The 19,951-nt window shown below is 40.8% G+C and carries 17 protein-coding genes and 2 pseudogenes; 3 read left to right on the forward strand and 16 right to left on the reverse strand.

All coding sequences use genetic code 11. The features are described 5' to 3' along the window. Positions 1–80: 80 nt before the first annotated feature. The 3 genes and pseudogenes from LC048_RS10840 to LC048_RS25045 all read right to left on the reverse strand — a co-directional run. Entirely contained in the window at positions 81–443 is a 363-nt protein-coding gene (locus LC048_RS10840) for a Na-translocating system protein MpsC family protein (protein WP_226601091.1), read from the reverse strand. A gap of 501 nt (positions 444–944) precedes the next feature. Further along, the gene (locus tag LC048_RS25040) at positions 945–1,229 is read right to left on the reverse strand and encodes a hypothetical protein (RefSeq protein ID WP_371932059.1); all 285 of its coding nucleotides are present in this window, start codon (positions 1,227–1,229) and stop codon (positions 945–947) included. A gap of 82 nt (positions 1,230–1,311) precedes the next feature. After that, positions 1,312–1,419: pseudogene (locus tag LC048_RS25045) on the reverse strand (VOC family protein); the annotation flags it as partial. Between the two features lie 274 nt (positions 1,420–1,693). Between LC048_RS25045 and LC048_RS10845 the strand changes: the two are divergent. From LC048_RS10845 to LC048_RS10855, 3 genes are read left to right on the forward strand one after another with little or no spacing between them, the layout of a single operon-like run. Beyond that, a complete protein-coding gene (locus LC048_RS10845; protein WP_306050228.1) occupies positions 1,694–2,455 on the forward strand; it encodes an amino acid ABC transporter substrate-binding protein in 762 nt (253 codons plus the stop codon). 14 nt (positions 2,456–2,469) lie between these two features. Next, positions 2,470–3,150 (forward strand): amino acid ABC transporter permease, encoded by a 681-nt coding sequence (locus tag LC048_RS10850; RefSeq protein ID WP_226601093.1) that lies wholly within the window; start codon positions 2,470–2,472, stop codon positions 3,148–3,150. Between the two features lie 13 nt (positions 3,151–3,163). Next, a complete protein-coding gene (locus LC048_RS10855) occupies positions 3,164–3,910 on the forward strand; it encodes an amino acid ABC transporter ATP-binding protein (protein WP_306050230.1) in 747 nt (248 codons plus the stop codon). A gap of 649 nt (positions 3,911–4,559) precedes the next feature. Here LC048_RS10855 and LC048_RS10860 read toward each other — a convergent pair. The 13 genes and pseudogenes from LC048_RS10860 to LC048_RS10920 form a co-directional block, all read right to left on the reverse strand. Beyond that, positions 4,560–5,219 (reverse strand): VC0807 family protein, encoded by a 660-nt coding sequence (locus LC048_RS10860; RefSeq protein ID WP_226601095.1) that lies wholly within the window; start codon positions 5,217–5,219, stop codon positions 4,560–4,562. A gap of 79 nt (positions 5,220–5,298) precedes the next feature. Then, a complete protein-coding gene (locus tag LC048_RS10865) occupies positions 5,299–5,835 on the reverse strand; it encodes a GNAT family N-acetyltransferase (RefSeq protein WP_226601096.1) in 537 nt (178 codons plus the stop codon). A gap of 813 nt (positions 5,836–6,648) precedes the next feature. Then, a complete protein-coding gene (locus LC048_RS10870) occupies positions 6,649–7,761 on the reverse strand; it encodes a glycosyltransferase (protein WP_306050232.1) in 1,113 nt (370 codons plus the stop codon). A gap of 59 nt (positions 7,762–7,820) precedes the next feature. Next, positions 7,821–9,173 (reverse strand): phytoene desaturase family protein, encoded by a 1,353-nt coding sequence (locus LC048_RS10875; RefSeq protein ID WP_306050234.1) that lies wholly within the window; start codon positions 9,171–9,173, stop codon positions 7,821–7,823. 19 nt (positions 9,174–9,192) lie between these two features. Beyond that, a complete protein-coding gene (locus tag LC048_RS10880) occupies positions 9,193–9,351 on the reverse strand; it encodes an FAD-dependent oxidoreductase (protein ID WP_306050236.1) in 159 nt (52 codons plus the stop codon). 138 nt (positions 9,352–9,489) lie between these two features. After that, positions 9,490–10,887, reverse strand: a complete 1,398-nt coding sequence (locus LC048_RS10885; RefSeq protein ID WP_226601099.1) for an aldehyde dehydrogenase family protein — start codon at positions 10,885–10,887, stop codon at positions 9,490–9,492. Then, positions 10,880–12,377 (reverse strand): annotated as a pseudogene (locus LC048_RS10890) (phytoene desaturase family protein). Before LC048_RS10890 ends, LC048_RS10885 begins: the two are co-directional and overlap by 8 nt. A 105-nt stretch (positions 12,378–12,482) precedes the next feature. Then, entirely contained in the window at positions 12,483–13,409 is a 927-nt protein-coding gene (locus LC048_RS10895; RefSeq protein WP_306050239.1) for an alpha/beta hydrolase, read from the reverse strand. A 148-nt stretch (positions 13,410–13,557) separates the two neighbouring features. Beyond that, entirely contained in the window at positions 13,558–14,487 is a 930-nt protein-coding gene (locus LC048_RS10900) for a MerR family transcriptional regulator (RefSeq protein WP_226601102.1), read from the reverse strand. Between the two features lie 128 nt (positions 14,488–14,615). Then, complete coding sequence (fni, locus tag LC048_RS10905) at positions 14,616–15,656, reverse strand: type 2 isopentenyl-diphosphate Delta-isomerase (RefSeq protein ID WP_226601103.1); 1,041 nt, start codon at positions 15,654–15,656, stop codon at positions 14,616–14,618. A 174-nt stretch (positions 15,657–15,830) separates the two neighbouring features. After that, entirely contained in the window at positions 15,831–16,694 is an 864-nt protein-coding gene (locus LC048_RS10910; protein ID WP_226601104.1) for a phytoene/squalene synthase family protein, read from the reverse strand. Next, a complete protein-coding gene (locus tag LC048_RS10915) occupies positions 16,691–18,136 on the reverse strand; it encodes a phytoene desaturase family protein (RefSeq protein WP_306050241.1) in 1,446 nt (481 codons plus the stop codon). The genes LC048_RS10910 and LC048_RS10915 overlap by 4 nt, the downstream gene beginning before the upstream one ends. After that, positions 18,127–19,680 (reverse strand): phytoene desaturase family protein, encoded by a 1,554-nt coding sequence (locus LC048_RS10920; protein WP_371932028.1) that lies wholly within the window; start codon positions 19,678–19,680, stop codon positions 18,127–18,129. Before LC048_RS10920 ends, LC048_RS10915 begins: the two co-directional genes overlap by 10 nt. Between the last annotated feature and the right edge of the window lie 271 nt (positions 19,681–19,951).

The raw sequence follows: 19,951 nt of genomic DNA on the forward strand, positions 1-19,951 counted from the left end.
AAGGCCATCCTTAACGTGTGAATAACCGGTTTATATCCAACTTACCTTTCACGAAGGGTAATTCAGAGTATCTCCCGAGATTAATTGTTCAGTTTTTTTTCCAGGTCAGCACCTAGGCGAAAAACCATGATTCGTTCCCCAGTTTTTGTACTGATATCAGTATAAAAAGAGACCACTTCCTCTCCAGTTTGTTCTTTGATGATCCCATCTAATGTCTCTCGATCAATCTCCACTAAATCAGATCGTATTTTTTTGATGGATAATAGCCCTTCGATTGTCTCCGATAATTTATATTCTGCAGGAGTTAAAATCCCTTTTAATAGGACGATGACCATATCGCGAAGAATATCTGTTTTGACTTTCACTGAACCTCTTCCTAAAAAATCCTTTTCCCACTGAGTTAGTGCTTTGCTAATCTCTGCTTCCAGCTGACCCTTCGTCATCTTTACCCTCCTAATAAAAAATCGGTACACCAAATCACCCAAAAGAGTGATAAAGTATACCGATTTGTTACAATCGAACCTTGTGAATCAAAGATTGTATTTTCACTCAGACAATCAATGATTCTCTGAAGCGCTTATACAAGTTATCATCATGGTTATATTGTGAACCTGTCGTTTTTTATATTATATACATATACATGTCAAAATTGTCAAATATTTTTCCGTTGAATCAGAATTATCTTTAAGCTACCCATTTTAACTAATTATTCCCCGAGTTGATTAGACCTTTGCAGAAACTTTAACTCATTACTCAGCACTGAAAAAAGCTCATGGTTTATAGAAATTTCATCATTTGTGATGAATTCAAGAGACATTTACTCTATTTATCCCATTGCCAATAAGTCGGTGAGCTAATGAAAACTTTCACGGTCCAGGCGTTGGTTGCTGCTCCAGAATGGAGATGAGTTCCTGGCTGTTTCAGTTATTACGAAGAAAACTATTTCACAGATTCTTTCTCATAAGGGTATCAATTTTTATATCATCATGATTTCTTGTATTTTCTAGATTTTGAATAACCAACTCTTGCCTTTCCACTGGATAGTTTTGATTCCGTTTCGCCTTTGCCTCTATTTTAGTAATATGAATCTTAAATGCTACAATGCCTTTCGTCATACGATGAACATATTTTGAATCTACTTTGTTCAAATTGTATAGACTATCCAGCTTTTCATATTTACTTACCATCTCATTAAAAGTATCAAAGATTACTTTATCACCTTCAATTATGTAGACCCTTCCTTATACATGGATGGACACGAATCAGCAGCTTCAACATATTCACACACCTTTATTCCATTACTGCAAAATAGTTCCCTTCATTGTCTTGAAAGTTGAAGCCTAATTTTTCTGTCCGGAATTTCACTGCCTCATCCTGATTATTGACATACAACATAATTTGACCAACTTTTCTAAACAATACATTTCACTTCTTTAATCTTATTGTATTACTGCTTAAAATAATATCCTTTGCTGGGAAGGAAAATCCTCTTTACATTAAACTACCTGTAACATAAGCACATGAAATGAGAAGTTTATGGGGATTGATATACTAGCAAGCAAGATCCGTTGACATTTATTTAGAGGTGGATTATTCTAATTAACGTTATTTTAATTAAACCGATAAAATTACTAGGAGATTGATGCAGACATGAAGAAGTACACCCCTAATTTTACTCACATTTATATTAGCGATGTCTCTTGCGGCATGCGGAAACAGCAGCAGCGATGACAAAGATACAGCGAAAGACCAAAGCCTTTACGACCAAATCAAGGATAAAGGCGAAATAACCATTGGGACTGAAGGTACGTATGCCCCATTTACTTACCATGACAAAGAAGGTAAGCTGACTGGCTTTGATATAGAAATTGCTGAAGAAGTATTCAAGCGCCTTGACATCAAGCCTAAGTTTGTTGAAACGAAATGGGACGGCATGATTGCCGGCCTGGACGCCAAACGTTATGACATGGTTGCGAATGAAGTGGCCATCCGTGAAGAACGCCTTGAAAAATATGATATGTCAGAGCCTTATATCATTTCTAAAGCTGTACTGATCGTTCATGAAGATAATAATGAAATAAAAACACTCGATGATTTGGACGGCAAAAAAGTCGGTCAGTCGCTGGACAGCAATTATCGTAAAATTGCTGAGGAACATGGCGCAACCAACACAGTCGTGGAAGGCTTCAATCAGTCCATCGACCTGATTACATCAGGCAGGATCGATGCAACCATTAATGACAGTCTTTCTTATCTTGATCTTAAGAAGCAGCGCCCTGAGCTTCCAGTAAAAACTGTTTATGAAGAAAAAGACGCAACAAGCAATGCTTTCCTTTTTCGCAAAGGCAGCGATGAACTTGTCGAGGCAGTGAACGGAGCTCTTGCAGAAATGAAAGAAGACGGAACATACCTCGAAATCTCTAAAAAATGGTTCAACTCCGACGTATCGAAATAAAGGATATGATATAAATGTTTGATGAACGTGCAGAACGAATAATAGGAATCCTCGTTGATTCCTTTTTTCCTATTTTAAAAGCCGGGATCTATTTTACAATCCCTCTCACACTAATTACTTTTGTACTCGGATTAATTCTTGCATTTTTTGTTGCGCTTGCGCGTCTTTCCAACATTAAAGTGCTAGTGGCCGTCTCTAGGTTCTATGTTTGGATTTTCAGGGGTACCCCATTGCTTGTGCAGATTTTCATTCTGTTCTTCGGGCTGCCGAGTTTGGGGATCACTCTAGATCCCTTCCCGGCAGCTGTCATTGCCTTCACCTTGAATAAAGGGGCATACAGCTCTGAAATTATCCGTGCGGCAATTCTTTCAATTCCTAAAGGACAATGGGAGGCAGCTTCTTCCATAGGTATGACCAGAAGCCAGGCAATGAGACGAATCATCGTTCCACAGGCGGTCAGGGTATCACTTCCGCCACTTGGGAACTCCTTTATCAGCCTGGTTAAGGATACGTCCCTGGCAGCAACCATCACCGTGACCGAAATGTTTCAAAAAGGACAGCAAATTGCGGCAGCTACCTATGAGCCGCTGTGGCTATACATTGAAGTTGCATTTATTTATCTGATTTTCAGCACAGCCCTTTCTTATTTCCAGAACAGGCTAGAAGAACGTTTTGGAAGAAGTGTAGCAAAATGATGGAGGTGCCTGAATGATAAAGATTGAAAACCTGCATAAAAAGTTTGGTGAACTGGAAGTATTAACTGGAATAGACCTATCCATCCCAACCGGGAAAACGGCCGTGATCATCGACCCTTCCGGATCTGGTAAAACCACGCTTCTGCGGTGCATGAATCTGCTCGAAACTCCTGATGCCGGAAAGATAGAGCTAGGCACAAAGAAGCTCCAGTTTGGGGATAATATGAAAATCAAAACAGCCGAAATGGTAGCCTTCCGCAAGCAGACAGGGATGGTATTCCAGAACTATAACCTCTTCCCTCATTTGACCGCCATTGAAAATGTGATGGAAGGCCAAATCGTTGTATTGAGGCGTTCAAAAGAAGAAGCGAGAAAAAAAGCAATGGCTCTCCTTGAAAAGGTTGGTCTGCATGACCGGGCTGATAATTATCCCCACCAGCTGTCCGGCGGCCAACAACAGCGTGTCGGAATTGCCCGCGCAATGGCGATGGATCCCCAGGTGCTTCTTTTCGATGAACCGACATCTGCCCTTGATCCCGAACTGGTCGGAGAAGTGCTAAAGGTAATGAAGGACCTGGCCAATGAAGACATCACGATGGTCATCGTAACACATGAAATGAGCTTTGCCCGCGATGCCGCAGACGAAGTCATCTTCATGGACGGCGGTGTCGTCGTCGAAAGAGGAACACCAGAGCAAATCTTTGAGCACTCAGAAAATAAGCGGACACAGCAGTTTTTAAACAAAGTGGCTGCCAGATAAAATGGAGACCACGTAAGGATGCTAACGGATTTTCTTTTGAAATGCAAAATAGAAAAAAGAAAAACAAATAACAACCTGTTTCACATATGAAATAACAAACAAAATCGCATACCATTTAGCAATAAAGAAGGAGCTGGATCCGAAAAATCCAAGCTCCTTTCTTTTGTATTCTTTGTTAAAGCACCCGATAGATTAAGTACAAAGTTTCACAATATTTTTGGTGAAAAATAAAATAGCGACCTTCTATTATGAAGGATCGCCATTGTTAATTCGACCGAGTGAGAAATTAGTTTGATTATCCAATCTCATACTCCAATATCTTCATAATGCTATTTTTGTTTTTGTTTTTGTTTTAACACATAACCAACGACTATTTGATAGATGCCGAAGAGTAAACTTAGTATTACAATTGCTATCCACGTATTTTCTGAGGGTATGATAAAATAAATTAATGCAAGGATAATCAAAAATACTACGTACCCAATGTTAAACGCTTTCTTAAAGTCCATATGAACTCCTCCCTCTATAAATATATCAACGGTTGGATCCGATGGTGAGATGTCAAAAAAATAATTAACATAACTGCCTCGCTTGTTTAATAACAAGTTCCAAAATTAAGTTAATCTGCCAAGAGTTACACCAATCTTCATTACCTTTCTTCTAACACTCCATATAATTCTTCTTCAACTCTCTTCAAAATTTCAGGATGATCTTTAATGACCTTACTAGTATAAAAAAAACCGAACATAGTCAATCCTGTAAACAGCCAGCCTATTGCTTGTCTAATAAGAATTCCCTTATCAAATGCCTCCACCCCGTATTCAATGATCAGCCATGCTTTAATAGCTGCAAAAACACCACTTCTAATTGCAATCAATAAAGTCACGAGTTGGAATATGATATAAATCTCTTTTTGTTTGAAAAGGTGCTTGCAAAATATACGGTCATGACCCTGCAGTTCTGCAAAATCCAAACCAAAATACATAGCCATCGGCCTTTTAATAACTATGGTACATAAGAACAATGTGCCAATCGCCACATTATAAAACACATTGTTCCAAAGCATCTGTAGGGCAGAGCCAGCCAATACATCAATCAATGTGCCAATAACTAAAGTAGTAATTATGTATAATCCGGTAATGTTGATTTTCTTGACCTCATAAAAACGATACAGACTATAGATGATTGCGGGAACGGAAGAAGCCAGCATCGCATAATAATCACCAATCACGTCACGAAAACCATTCCAAAAAAGCAATGGCAAACCGACATAAAAAATCAGATCCAGTATCAGTACGTTTTTTTTCAATAACACCACCACTATTCTTTTAAGGTTATTTGTAAAGCACGGAGTTTACATTCTCTTCTACTGGAATTTGAAAAAAGAATTAAGACTGCTCAATCTTTAGGAGACTATAAACAATCAAATCCTCATAATGGTCATATAGATATTGTCCCGCGCGTTTGATTCCTTCCCTGTTGAAACCTAATCTCTCAGGTATCCCCTGACTTTTCAAGTTATTAGCCGCACATTGGATTTCGATCCTATTGATCGAATACGTGTCAAATAGCTCTTTAATCATACACTCTAAGCTGATCGTGATAATCCCCTTACCTTCGCTATCTTTTGAGAGGAAATAGCCAATGCTCGCAGCCCGATTCCCCCAATCGAACTGGACGTCAATCATGCCAACAAGCTCACCATTATATCTGATTGCAACATCGAACCCCTGATTGTTAGCGAGATTTTCTAACCAATGATTAATCACCGGCACCATATCATCTGAAGTTTTGCGTTTATCCACCCAAAGCAACCATTGTCTTAAATGATCCCGGTTGTGATCAATCAACTTAAAAATTTCTTCCGTATGATGCAGTTGCAATAATTCGAGACTTATAGAATCATTGACTTTAAAACCGAACATAGTAATCTCCAATCCACTATTAATGATCTAGAAAAAGGAACAACTCATTCGATCATCGTATTGTAAATAAATTCCACAAGGGCTCTGAATTATCCTTTTCAATGATTAATAAAGTTTGCTTATTTACTGTTTTTCTTCCCTTTTAGTTCAAATACACATGGTTAGTAAACCAAAAGCCGATATCTCCTATTACCTGTTGCTAAAGTAAAATATGCGGAGTTTTTCCGGTTATTTTCATAATCGAGTCCATTTTTGGCTAAATAAGCGGAGTTTTTACTCTTATGCCAAGCAAAATTCACCAATTTAGTGTTTTTTGAGTCAATAGACGGAATTTCTCCCTCTATTCAGTCTATTGACAGTGCAATTTACTTATTAAGCGGAATTTTTCCGACTATTTATCAGATTGGGTATTTCTTCGAAAACTACTTATCTTAAAACAACTTTGTATGATAAAATTCAGAAGTAAAAATGCATGATGATTTATAGGTTAATCACCATGCTTTTTTCTACATGACTTGTATTATTATTTAATATTTCGCACTTCCAATGTGGATCCTATAATATTGCTAACTAAATATGCAGAGGAACTCTAAAGTTTTTTTGGAGATATGTAAATGGGTGCTCATAATCATTGGCTTAAGTGCTGGCTTTATTTAAATTCGAAAATTTCCCGAAAGAAACTCAAATATTCAGATTCCAGCATCTTTTACCCTACATGCAAAGAAACCCGGGTTCACCATCCCCGAGCTTCTCTATCATCTATATGATCACTCTGTGCAAAATCAACAATTGTCCATTCAAAAAACAGGGGCATCAGACTTTAATTTTACGACCCTTCCAACTTACAGAATGAAAAATATTCACCCTGATGAAGGAATACAGATAGATCCCTACGAAAAATAAAAACAATATCGGATAAAAAGGGAAAACTGCCCATCTGAAATTACCGACCCTGCTGGCAAACCATGCCGTTTGAAAACTATACAGGATATACAAGATTCCACTGATCAGCATTGCCGCAGTGTTCCATTCGATAATAGAAGAGATTAGTGCTCCCGCAGCAACAAAACTGCCTGAAATCCAGAAGATAACCATCAGCATGACAACAGGATGAGTTGACTTGGAACCGACGGCAAAACTTTTGCACCAGCCCTCGATCAGGCTTCCTATGCCTTCAGGGTACATGCGCAAGGACATAATTCCTTTTCCGCCAAGGCAACGAACCGGGAGATCATGTTCAAGAAATGCCTCTCCCAGTGCCAGATCATCCATGATGGACCCTTCGATTTTTTTATGCCCACCAGTCAAAAAGTAATCATCTCGATTACTTAGGATGCAAGGACCGAACGAACCAGCAGTTTTAAAACGCGATCCCCAAATCGTAAATAGATTCATCCCTATCACGACGATGATGTTGAATACAACCGAGATGTGTTCATACAAGCGCTCAACTGTATGAAATGGCTGTAATGCTGTGATGCCTCTGGCTCCATTTTTCTGATAGAAATGCAGCAGGTTGCTTAAACCCTCCACACTGGTGAATCTCGTATCTGCGTCCAAAAATAATAACCAGCTTCCTTTGGCCTGTTGTGCCCCATGCCAGCAGGCCGATGATTTTCCTGCTCCTGGATTCTGCAGAACCTTTGCTCCATAGCTTTTTGCGACAGCCGCAGTATTGTCGGATGAATCGTCATCCACAACCAGAATTTCAAATTGTCTGAAACGCTGCTCCTGCAATGATTGCAATAACGGTGAGATTCTGCCTTCTTCATTCCTGGCCGGGATAATGATGGACAGAAACGGAATACCTCGACCTTCCTTACCGCTGGAGGAGGAACCAGGAACCGGCAAGGACCAGAACATGATGAAGCCAATCACAACTGCCACAAATCCAATCGCGAGATTAATCACTTCTAAAGCAGTCATAAAACCTGCCCCCTTCCGCTGCGAGTATGATCACAGCTTTTATGTTCCCTGAAAAGTCTTTATTTTACTGTATAATCAAACAAATTGCCTGTATCGTCTTGTATCAGTTCCTGTGCTGCAATTCTCGCTGATAATAGCACGATTGGCACACCGGCGCCGGGATGAGTACTGCTTCCGGTAAAGTACAAATTTTCACAATGGCTCGCCTTGCTTTGAGGACGATAGTGGTTGCTTTGTTTCAAAATTGGTTGCAAACCAAACGTGGCTCCATTAAAGGCATTGAATTTAGAGCTAAAATCCTTTGGCGTTGTATGCGTTTCCGAGACAATCTCATCTTCAATGTTTTCAAAACCTCGAATTTTTTTTAATTCACTTAAAATGTAACTGCGATAATAAGAAATGGTTTCCGCGTCCCATTCATAGTTTGCAGTAGAAAGATCCGACACGGGCATCAGGATATACAATCCATCCTTTCCCTCAGGCGCAAGGGAAGGATCCATTTTTGAAGCTATATACACATAAAAGGAAGCATTCGTCAGTTTCTTCCCATCGAAAATATCTTTAAGATTTTGATTAAGGTTTTCGTTGAAAATAAAATTATGTACATGGTCAATTTCTTCATATTTCCGGTCCATACCGAGATATAACAGAAAACACGAACAAGAGTATTTCATGCTTTCGATTTTCTTATCGGTATATTTTCCTTTAGCATTTTTATCCTGGACCAAGTGCTTCATCGCATATGGAAAGTCTGCATTACAAACAACATAATCCGAAGAGATATTCTGTCCATCCACAACGATCCCTTCCGCTTTACGATTATGAATGGCGATCTCCTGCACATCCTTGCCATAGTGAATAGTTCCTCCAAGTTCCCTGAGAAGCCTTTCCATAGCCAAAGCCATCGTATACATACCACCTTTTATAAACCAGACTCCATATAAAAATTGAATCATAGGAATCATGGTGTAAAAAGAAGGGCTTTTAAGAGGGGAAATACCTATATATAACGTTTGAAAACTGATCAATTGTTTCAGCCGTTCATTCTTAATATATTTTCCTATAAACTGATCTGCCGTGTCATAAGGTTTCAGTTTCAATGCTTTCTTCAACATCGGGAGATTATAAAAATCTGCCCGTTTGCGAAAAGGTCTTTGAAGGATGTGATGCTTAGCGATGATAAAGCGTTTGTAAATTTCCTGCATATATTGAAAAAAACCTGCCGTGTCCTCCTCGCTAATTGATTCAATGGTCTTTGTCAAATGAGTAAGGTCAGAGGAGATATCAAAAGGCGTGTCGGGAATATCACTGAAATAAGCCCGATAAATTGGATCCAATTTTTTCATTGGAATGTAATCATCAGGGTCGCGTCCGCATAGTTCAAATAGTTCACGATATATTTCAGGCATCATAACGATGGTGGGCCCCAAATCAAATTTGTACCCCCCCATCCAGTTCAACCCGATTCATTTTGCCTCCAGGTGTTAAACCTTTTTCATATATTTCTACCAGATAGCCCTCATGCTGGAGCCTTATGGCACTGGCAAGCCCTGCTACACCAGCCCCGACGACAATCACCTTCTTCTTCATGTGAATTCCCTCACTTCTAAAAAGTATTCTGCTTGATCCCTTCACAAGTCCCAGATGAAATGACAGTCCTACACCCCGCCTGTAGAGAAACTGAAACGATCCTGAATGCTTATGTAAAAGGCGTGTAGCATCATCCTATTACAGCAGCCACCTTCTTAACTTTTTCAGTGCTTTCAAATTCTGGTCGGAATACGGCGGGAATTTACCTTGAAAACGCAGGTAATGATACGTGTGATAATCTGTTTTTTCATAACTAAAAGCTAGGAAACCGGCTTTGCCGTGATAAGCACCGTATCCGCTTCTTCCAACTCCTCCAAAAGCGATATGGGGACTCGCGGCATGATGGATCACTTGATTGACACTGATGGTTGGTGAACGCATATGTTCCTTGAACAGTTGAATGTGATTCTTGTATTTGCTGAATATATAACCCGTAAGTGAATCGCGCTGAATTCCGCCACTGGATAATAACGTTTTCAAGTCTGTATAAGGAATGACAGGAAGAACCGGACCGAAGATTTCTTCCTCGAGAATCGGACTTCCTGCTTTCATATCCGTTACAACGGTCGGGGCGATGAAGCGATCATTTGAATCATGCTCTCCTCCATGTCGGACAATTCCCTCCCCGATAAAATCAACCATTTTTTGAAAATGTGCATGTGTACAGATTCTGCCAAAATCCCCGCTTGCCTGAGGCCGATCTCCGTAGAAAGCGGAAATACAAGCAGAAATTTCAGTCAGGACTTCTTCATAAATAGATTGATGGACAAAAAGCGTATCCGGTGCAATACAGGTTTGCCCAGCATTAAGGAATTTACCCCAGACAATATCCCTAATGGCGGCTTTTGAAAAGCCTGTTTCATCCATAATACATGGATTCTTTCCGCCGAGTTCCAGGATCACCGGTGTGAGCTGTTTAGCAGCCTGCTCTGCCACAGCTTTCCCCGTCTTTCCGCTGCCTGTAAAAAAAATCAGGTCAAAAGGAGCTGATGTCAACAAGCTCGCGGTTTGTGCATCTCCCGTCACGACATGTAACTGTTCGGGAGGAAATGCTTGATTGATCAGTTCTTTTAAAAGTTCAGCACTTGCCGGTGCATGTTCAGATGGTTTGATCACGCAGCGGTTTCCGGCGGCCATTGCTCCAATGGCAGGCATCAAACTAAGCTGGACCGGATAATTCCACGAACCGATGATGAGTACACTCCCATATGGATGACGCATCCTTTCGAGAGATTCCACATATCCCATTTTAAGGTGCCTCGACCTGACAGGCCGGTTCCATTTTGCTAAATGCCTGCTAACATAATCGATTTCATTCAATAAAATGGCGATTTCAGATGAAAAGGATTCGAATGCCGGTTTTCCTAAATCTGAATGAAGAGCCTCAATCAAGGCCGCTTCGTTCTCCATGAGGATGGATTTCAGCTTCAATAGCTGTTTTTTAACCATATCAACTGAAGGCCTACCCGTGAACAACAGTTCTTCCCTCTGCCTTTCCGGTAATGTCTTCAGAAAATGAGGCTCATTGTCAGACATGGGTTGTATCCCTCTGAACTATTTTCTCGCTAACAAGCTGGCCGCTTAAGGTAACCATTGGCATTCCGCCGCCGGGGTTTACGGTTCCACCGACAAAATAGAGATTGTCATAGCGTTCACTTTTTTTTCGGATGCTTGAACCCTTTATTTTTTTTGCGGTCTGACACCGTTCCATAAATGGCACCTCGGTCAGAGCCGTACATCATTCTGATATCCTCCGGTGTCCATAAATCCTTTGTAACGATATTTTCCCGCAAGTCGTGTAATCCCATCTTTTCTAATTTGATCAGGACGCGCTCAGCGAATTGTTCATAGTCCTGCTGCGTGAATGGTTTCTGATCCCGAATATAAGGAATATGCGGCAGTACTTTTATATTTTCATGTCCTTCAGGAGCCTGAGTCGGATCTGTTTTATTGACGTTGACCAAATAAATGACAGGATCTTCCGGCAGCTCATGACGATGGAAGATCGATTTCATTTGTTCCTTCATATTTTCTGCGAAAAAGAAATTATGATGGCGCAGCTGTGGATAGCTCTTTTTCACGCCTAAATGCATGACAAGGCCGGAGCTGGCCGGTTCAAATTTCTTCTTTAATTTATTCACAAAAGAGCTGTCTTCCTCCAGTAATCGTTCGTACACCGGTATGACTTCCATATTGGAAACATAATAATCTGCTGATACTTTTGTACCGTCCTCCAAAATGGCTCCCGTGATTTCGCCGTTCTGTTTTTCAAGCCTGACAATCTTCGTGCCCATGTGGAATTGAACACCGACTTCATTAGCAAGCCTAACTAGGCCGTCCGCAAGTTTATTCAAACCGCCGGGTACATACCATACACCTTGGTCATGCTGCATATAGATCATCATGTTCAAGACAGCCGGTGCATCATAAGGGGACGAACCGACGTATTTGATAAAATATGAAAGCATATCGCGGAACTGATCATTACTAATCCGTTTATCAATCGCTCCGTGAACTGTAGAAAATAGATCAAAGTTCTTTATAGCAGAGAATAAGCCCGTATGTTTCATGACTTCTCTCGTCTTATCAACGCCATGTTTAAAATAGGTTTTATCCGTCATATCATAAAGTCTTTTTGAATAGTGAAGAAGATCCTGGTATTCAGCCATATCCTTTTCACTCAGAGATGAGTTCTTTTCTTGCATTTCCTTCAAATCTTCATACAAGTCTATGATATTTCCATCAGGGAAAAAAGAGCGCCATTGATGGTCCAGCTTTTCAATCTGCACGTAGTTCTTCATCGATTTCCCACTGGCTGAAAACAATTTTTCAAAAATCTGGGGCATCGTAAGGATGGATGGACCTAAATCAAAACCGAAGCCATCCTGTTCTAGGCGGTTTAGCTTTCCACCAATATGCTCATTTTTTTCATATAAAGAGACATCGTATCCGGCCTGAGCAAGGGAAATCGCAGCAGACAGTCCACCGAGTCCGCCTCCAATAACTAGTACGTTTTTATTCTTCAACTGTTATTACATCTCCTTCTCCTAAATCAAACTGCCGTTCACAGCAATATTGATTTGGATCTTTTTTTTGTAAAATAGTACCGTTCAGTTAGCCACTTTCCCCGTCTAAAAACTTGAGTGTTCAGGCATATCGGAGGAAGTTCTTCCATTTCCATAGGATTCGGCCGTTGCCCTGATTTTCGATGCGACAAGCTTCCAAGCCTCTTCTGCTTTATCTTTAGGTCCTAGATGGGTAAAACCATGCTTACAATCGATAAATATCTCTTCCTGAACGTTTACCCCTGATGCTTTTAATTTCTCAGAATAGCTTTCAGCTTCCGGCCTGAATGCATCGTACTCCGCGATGAGAATAAGGGCAGAAGCCAAGCGGTCATTGACCACAGCACGAACTGGGGAAGCGAGCGGATGCTCTGCTTGTCCTTTATCCGGTATGTAGCACATGTTCAAAAAATGGGCGACTTGTGGATATCGGGCACGCCACTTATCGGGTTCCGGTTTTTCAGCAAACGGGGTGGCAAAATCCAGCATCGGGCAGGACAGGACTTGAAGCAACGGCTGGGTTTCCCCTTTCTCTTCTAAGTAGAGACAGAGAGCTGCTGCTATATTTGCTCCTGAACTTTGTCCGCCAACCATCATTTTTTCCGGATCAATATTCAACTCATGGGCTGTTCTATTGATCCACTGAAGAATTTCATAACCCTGTTCAATCGGTTTTGGAAAAGGGTACTCTGGTGCTTTCGCATAATCGACATTCACAATGACACATTCTGCCTGATTGACCAGGAACCGGCAATAAGGATCATCCATCTCCTTTTCATGCATGATGAACGCTCCGCCATGAAAATTAATATAGACAGGTAACTTTCTATGTCTTGCTTTCAAGGGATAGTACAAGGAAACTTTAGTAGATTTTACAGATGTCTCAACTTCCACATCTTTTTTCATTTCCACTTGCTGAAAGGGAATCATAGGTGATTTTTTTGCTTGATTAGGCAGGAGACGAAGTAATTTTGCAACCATAACAGTGAACATACGTGAAACCTCACTTTTTTACCATTTTAACTTTAATGAAACACATTTATACTCCATCCATCACTGCTTTTACCCAGGAAGCAAAAATGATCATGGCAGCACTCCTTCCATTTTTTTGATAGATTATATGAATTATCATCCCAAAAATTCATCTTAGTTCTAACATATCATTCAAAGAACGGGAAAGTGTAATGAACTCTAGCTTTATCTCAATGTTTGACATATATTCCACTGCCCCAGGTCCTCCTAGGTAAAATTTAGTTTTCTTGCAGGTTCCTGCAAATTGGTCTAATTTGAGCAGGGCATTAAGATCCTGTTCGAATGGGGTTGTGGTAGTTGCTGATAGAATGACACGATCTGGAAGGAGCTTTTGGACGGTGTTTTCAATTGAGCCACGGGCTGGCGATGCTCCGATTAACACTGTGTTCCATCCCTTTATCATAGCCTTCAAAAGAATGAGCATGACCGGAATTTCATGCTTTTCGTGCGGGAGACATGCCCCTATTAGTGTTGGTGCTTCTTTTCGAACAATAAAATTCCTGCGAAGCTCAATCAGAAAATCTCTCAACGCCATACTCGCTTTGGCTTCCTGATACTCCTCCCATTCTCCTGATTCCCATCGGTTTCCGATCTCAAGTAAAAAAGGAAGGGCGACGGAATGGATAAAATTCTCTAGTCCTTTCTCATGATAAGCCTGCTGAAATATATAGTTCATGCCAGCTTCGTGACAACTTGTGCCTTCCTTTAATAGTTCAAGGACATATTCATTGATGTTTTGAGATGGAGACGTCGTTTGTCCATATGGAGTTTCCGGTGTTGATTCCGGTTCTGATTCCGGCTCCGGTTCAATCTTCTCAATGAAAAAGGCAGCCTGCTTCACCGAGTACCCCTGGTCGATTAAACCTTTTACTGAAAGAATTTTGTTTACATCAGCTTCTGTATAGACTCTGTATCCATTGTCAAGTCGTTTGGGATTGACAATTTGATACCGTTCCTCCCATTTTCGGATGACGAGCTTGGACAAACCTGTTATTTCAGAAACTTGCTGAATGAAATACATAGGTTTTTCTATCTTCATGGTTAACATACCTTTCTTTAGAGCATAGGAAAGGATCTATTACTTGTATAAACCATCCCTTTCGTTGCACAGGACATCTCACTTCTGCGATACACACCATCAAACTTCTCGAAAGATGTCTTTTAAAACTAGTAGCCCACCCGCTTAATGGATGAAGTGTTCTTCAAATCGTTTAAGCTAGCAGCTCCAATGCTAAACATCGCAGCCTTTAATTCGTACTCTGTTTGAGTAAAACGGTCGATTAACGCCTTTTCCGAGGTTACGGCTTCTGCAAGAATCGATCGACCAAAGCCAGCAAGATCGGCACCTAGCGCAATAGCCTTTGCTGCCTCTACCCCATTGTTCAGCCCGCCGCTAGCAATGAGCGTTCCGGTTCCTTCATTTTGTTTTATATCAAGAAGACACTCCGACGTTGGAATGCCTAAGCCGCTAATCGCTTCAGCTACTGCTCGTTTTAATGGATCAGTGGAGCGGAATTTTTCGACTTGACTCCAGTTCGTTCCTCCTGCACCAGCCACATCAATAAAGGAAATACCGACATCAAATAAACTTTGAGCCAATTGACTATTAATTCCCCAGCCTACCTCTTTCACACCGATCGGAAGGGGGAATGATTTACATAGCTCTTCAATTTTTTGAAATAACCCACGGAAGTTTGCATTTCCTTCAGGCTGAATTAATTCCTGCAGGCTGTTTAAATGAAGAACTAAGGCATCAGCTTCCACTAGATCTACTATTTTTTTGCATTCCTCAACACCGAAGCCATAATTAAGCTGCACAGCCCCCACATTCGCAATAATCGGAATACTTGGTGCGTACTTTCTTACTTGAAAAGTATAGGCTCTTTCTGGATCCTCGACTGCAGCTCTTCCTGATCCTACGCCAAATGACCACCCTTTTTCTTCTGCTGCGATGGCGAGGTTTTGGTTAATGGTCATCGCCTTTTCGGTTCCTCCGGTCATCGAGCTAATCAGAAATGGAGTAGCCACTTTCTTTTCAAGAAAAGAGGTATCCACGTTAATTTCTGAAAAATCGACCTCAGGAAGAGCTTGGTGGATAAAGGAAAATTTCTCGAAACCAGTTGTCATTCCACTGCCTCTCACATCGTCATTAAGGCAAATTTGAATATGATCTGCTTTTCTCTTGTTCACATCATTACGTTGATTCAATGATCTCCCTCCTTCTCATAAAAATTGAATATGGCATTTGTACGAGCTGACCTAATAGGGACACAATGATGATTCCCCGCCTGGATGAGTAGAACTGCCTGAAACCATAGGGCCGTCTAAATGCAGGTGGCACCTTGTATAAGAGCATCATTCCTAGTCCAAGATGTTCAATAATTAAGCTTCAATCGATTGGTCAACATCCTCTAAAGTACTTTTCAAAGTCGTTAAATAGATTGCTTTTTTCTTTTTATCACTCACGACGGCTCGTTTTGTATAAACTTGATATTCATTATTTTTGACCGCTTCCATAATGGCGGCATAATAGTTGGATGCCAGCTTAACTGAAAACGCACTATTAGTTGGGTAGGATTCTATGTCTGCCAATCCTTTGTCAAACCAATCCCACGCAAGGTCCATCAGGCCATTGATCATTTTCTTAAACCTAAAATCGACCGTCATCTCTTCAAAGTCAGTATGGGTGTATTGATAGTGAGCCATCCATTCTTCCGGAATATATCGGCGTCCTCTGTTTAAATCCTCTCCTACATCCCTAATGATGTTGACAATCTGCATGGCTTTCCCGAGCTCAATTCCAGCCTTCTGTACATCCGGGGTAGGCGAATCATGAAGTACGGGCAGAAGCATTTCGCCAACAGAACCGGCTACTTTTTCACAGTATACTTCCAGCTGATCCATTGATTGATAATGTGTTAACGATAAGTCCATTCGTTGACCTGATATTTGCTTCAAGAATGGCTCTTTATCAATAGGGAAGTTGTCAAACAGCCACCTTAGAGAAGGCCAAATAAAATGTCCCTCTGCTTCTTCAAGATGCTGGAATCGATCTTCTAGTTCTTCGAGTGTAAAAGGTGAATTTTCAGGTTCATCAACTGAGTCATCTATTAGTCTGCAAAAGGCGTAAATGACAAAAACGGCTTCTTTTCTTGGGGAAGGCAGAAAACGAAAAGCCTCATAAAAACTAGCAGAGCCTTTCTTCATCATTTTTTCACACTCTAGTATCAGGTTAGAATGGATCATGTTACCAGCTCCTTTTTAATTAATTCGCTTAAAATACGTGCTCCTTGCAGCACAATTGGAACCCCGCCTCCTGGGTGAACAGAGGCTCCCACACTATACAGTCGTTCAATGTTGTATGGAGATACTTGGGGTCTGAATCCACCTGACTGAAATAGAGTCGGCGCAATTCCAAAGCTTCCGCCTTGAAATAGACCATCGTTTATCGCATCCTTTGGCGTACGGATCTCCATCCACCTGATTGATTCTCTTAACCCGTCGAGATGTTTCTTTTCCGCCTTTGCCAATACCTTTTCAACAAGAGCAGGTGCTTCTGTTTCCCAATCAATGTCATCGCCAGAGGGTACCGGAATGAGCATGTAAAGGACACTTTCTCCTGGAGGTGCTGCCTTGTCATCTAAGGCTACAGGATTAAAGATATAAAAGGAAGGATCATCAGGCAGCTGTTTTGTTTTAAATACTTGATTCATATTCTTTTCAAAGTGCTCAGGCAAGTAAAATTGATGAGCTTTCATCGCCTGAAACCGTTTCTCCACTCCTAGATAAACGAGAACACAACCTGATGAAGGCTTATAGCTTTTCTTCCGTTCACGCGTATTGATCATTGGATACAAGTTGGGGAAATCACCATTGAAAACGACTGCGTCAAATCGGTAATCCTCATTGTTCGCAACAAGCCCTTTACACACATTCTGTTCAATTTCAAGGGTTTCAACCTTTGCTTCGACATGAATCTTGATGCCCATTCGTTGACAAGCTCTCTCTAACACGGGTATTAGACTGTAATAACCGCCCTTTAAATACCAGATTCCAAAAGCATGCTCACTATAGGAGACTAACCCGTAAAGTCCTGGTACCTCTAACGGAGAACCGCCAATGTATAGAGATTGTAAGGAATATGCGTCTTGAAGCTTTGAATGTGAAAAGTAGGAAGCATTGAAGCTTTTCAAATCTTTATAAGCCTTTGAATCGACTAATAGCTTCATATTCTCAAAGGTAAGAAAATCTCGTTTTCTTTTAAAGGACCTGCTTAGAAAGGCTTTCATTCCTAGTCGATAGACACGAGACATGTCAGAGAGATAACGAAGGAATTGATCAGACTCCCCTGGGAACAGTCGCTCTATTTCGACCAGCTGGGTAGGCAGATCCCTATACTTGGTATAAGTCGTTCCGTCATTAAAATGAATATCGTAAAGGGGGTCACACGGAATGAGCTCCAATTCTTCTTCTGGTATCCCAGCCTCCTGAAGGATTTCCTTCAATAAATTTGGCAAAAGGACAATGGTTGGCCCTTGATCGATGCGATACCTTTCATTTCCTTGAGACGTTAGTCTACCTCCTAAGTTAGCTTCCTTTTCAAAGATGGTGACAGAGTTTCCTTGTTTAGCAAGCAAAAGTGCCGTTACAAGTCCACCCACTCCTGCTCCTACAATTCCTATTTCCATAATGGCATCTCCTCTTTTAGCAGCCCATCATCTTGTGTGAAGTAGACTTCTTTCTTTCCATATTGCTTGTTTACCAGGTTTGCGCTAATTCGAGCTGATTCAAAAATGGTCGGAAGGCCGCTGCCTGGGTGGGTCCCTCCTCCAACTAAAAAACAGTGATCTACATCTTCAAATTGATTATGGGGTCGGAAGTACATCATTTGATCGAGACTGTGGGCCAAATTAAACGTCGCTCCCTTGTATACATACACATCGTTTTGCCATTCAAGAGGAGAGATTACTTTTTCAACTTCAATATGTGAACGAAGGTTTTCTAACCCTGGCTCTTGCTCCAAGATGGTTAGCATTTGCTCCCTTATCCTCTCTTTTTCAACGTTCCAATCAATTTCAGCCGTTAAATTCGGAACGGGCATTAATACGTAAAGAGAGGATTTCCCTTTTGGAGCCAAGGTTGGATCAATTTTAGATGGATTATGAACATAAATCGACGGATTATCCGATAATTTCATTGTCTTCGTCATTTCTTCCACATTTTTCTTATAATCATCGGCAAAAATAACCATATGATGCGGAAGATTTATTGGTTTGTTCACACCCAGGTACAGCATAAATGTTGAACAAGAAAGCTTCTTTTTTTCTAGATTTTCCTTTTTATATTTCTTCAGATCTGATTGATCAAAAAGGTTCGTCACTGCATGACCGAAATCGGCATTGATGATCACGTCATCGCTAGTCACGGTCTCTCCATTTTCTAACCTGACTCCCACCGCTTTTCCTCTTTCAACCAGCACTCTTTCTACACCGGTTTCTGTATGGATTTTCCCTCCATTTTCTTCGATCACCGCAGCCATTGCCTTACACAGCTGATTGACTCCACCAATCGGGTGGAAAAGTCCGTGCCGATGCTCAAGATAAGAAAGGATCGTAAAGGTGCCTGGACATTCCCACGGGGACATTCCCAAATATTTGGCCTGGAATGAAAAGGCCCATTTAAGACGTTCGTCTTTAAAATATGTAGACAAACGGTTATACACTGTATCAAGCGCATTTAATTTAGGTAACGCTTTAACCATGTTTCTTGTCATAAAATCCGTCAGTTTCGTAAAGGGCTGCTGAAGTAATGGGGTGACGCGGTCAAACTTCTCCCCTTCAACCTTCATGAATTTCTCATAACCAGAGAAGCTGCCTGGAAACTTTTCTTCCATTTCTGCTTTCATCTTTTCCTTGTCTCTAGAAGGAGAAAAGGTCAAGTCTCCAAATTTCAATGTATATAAAGGATCCATTTCTTGCAGTTCCAGATAATCCTGCAAGCGACGTCCACTCATCTGAAACAATTCCTCAAGGATGGAAGGCATCATAAAGAATGTAGGACCTAAATCAAAGGTGTAATCACCTAGCGTGAGTTTTGACGTCCTGCCACCGATGACTGGCTGCTTTTCATACACATTCACCTCATAGCCTTGTGCAGAAAGTAGCATAGAAACAGCTAACCCACCCGGACCTGCACCAATCACTGCGACCTTTTTCTTCTTAGTCAATATCATCAATCCTCCACCAACATTATACAAACGTTATACAAACATTATACATACTTATCTAACGTTTGTATAATGTTTTCTACTGAACATTCAACAAATATTTTTTTTATTTGAATAAAATCCATTTACAACAACATATTTCTACGAATTTCGAATAGAACTCAGGACTTGTACAACACCTGTCTAACCTGCCTGGATGACTGAGATACTCTTCGATACAAAAGTAACATTATGGGAATAGGGACTTTTTCAGAAGAAAAAACAGAGGGGATTAGAC

It is taken from the genome of Mesobacillus subterraneus (assembly GCF_020524355.2).
In the GTDB taxonomy this organism is placed as follows: domain Bacteria; phylum Bacillota; class Bacilli; order Bacillales; family Cytobacillaceae; genus Mesobacillus; species Mesobacillus subterraneus_C.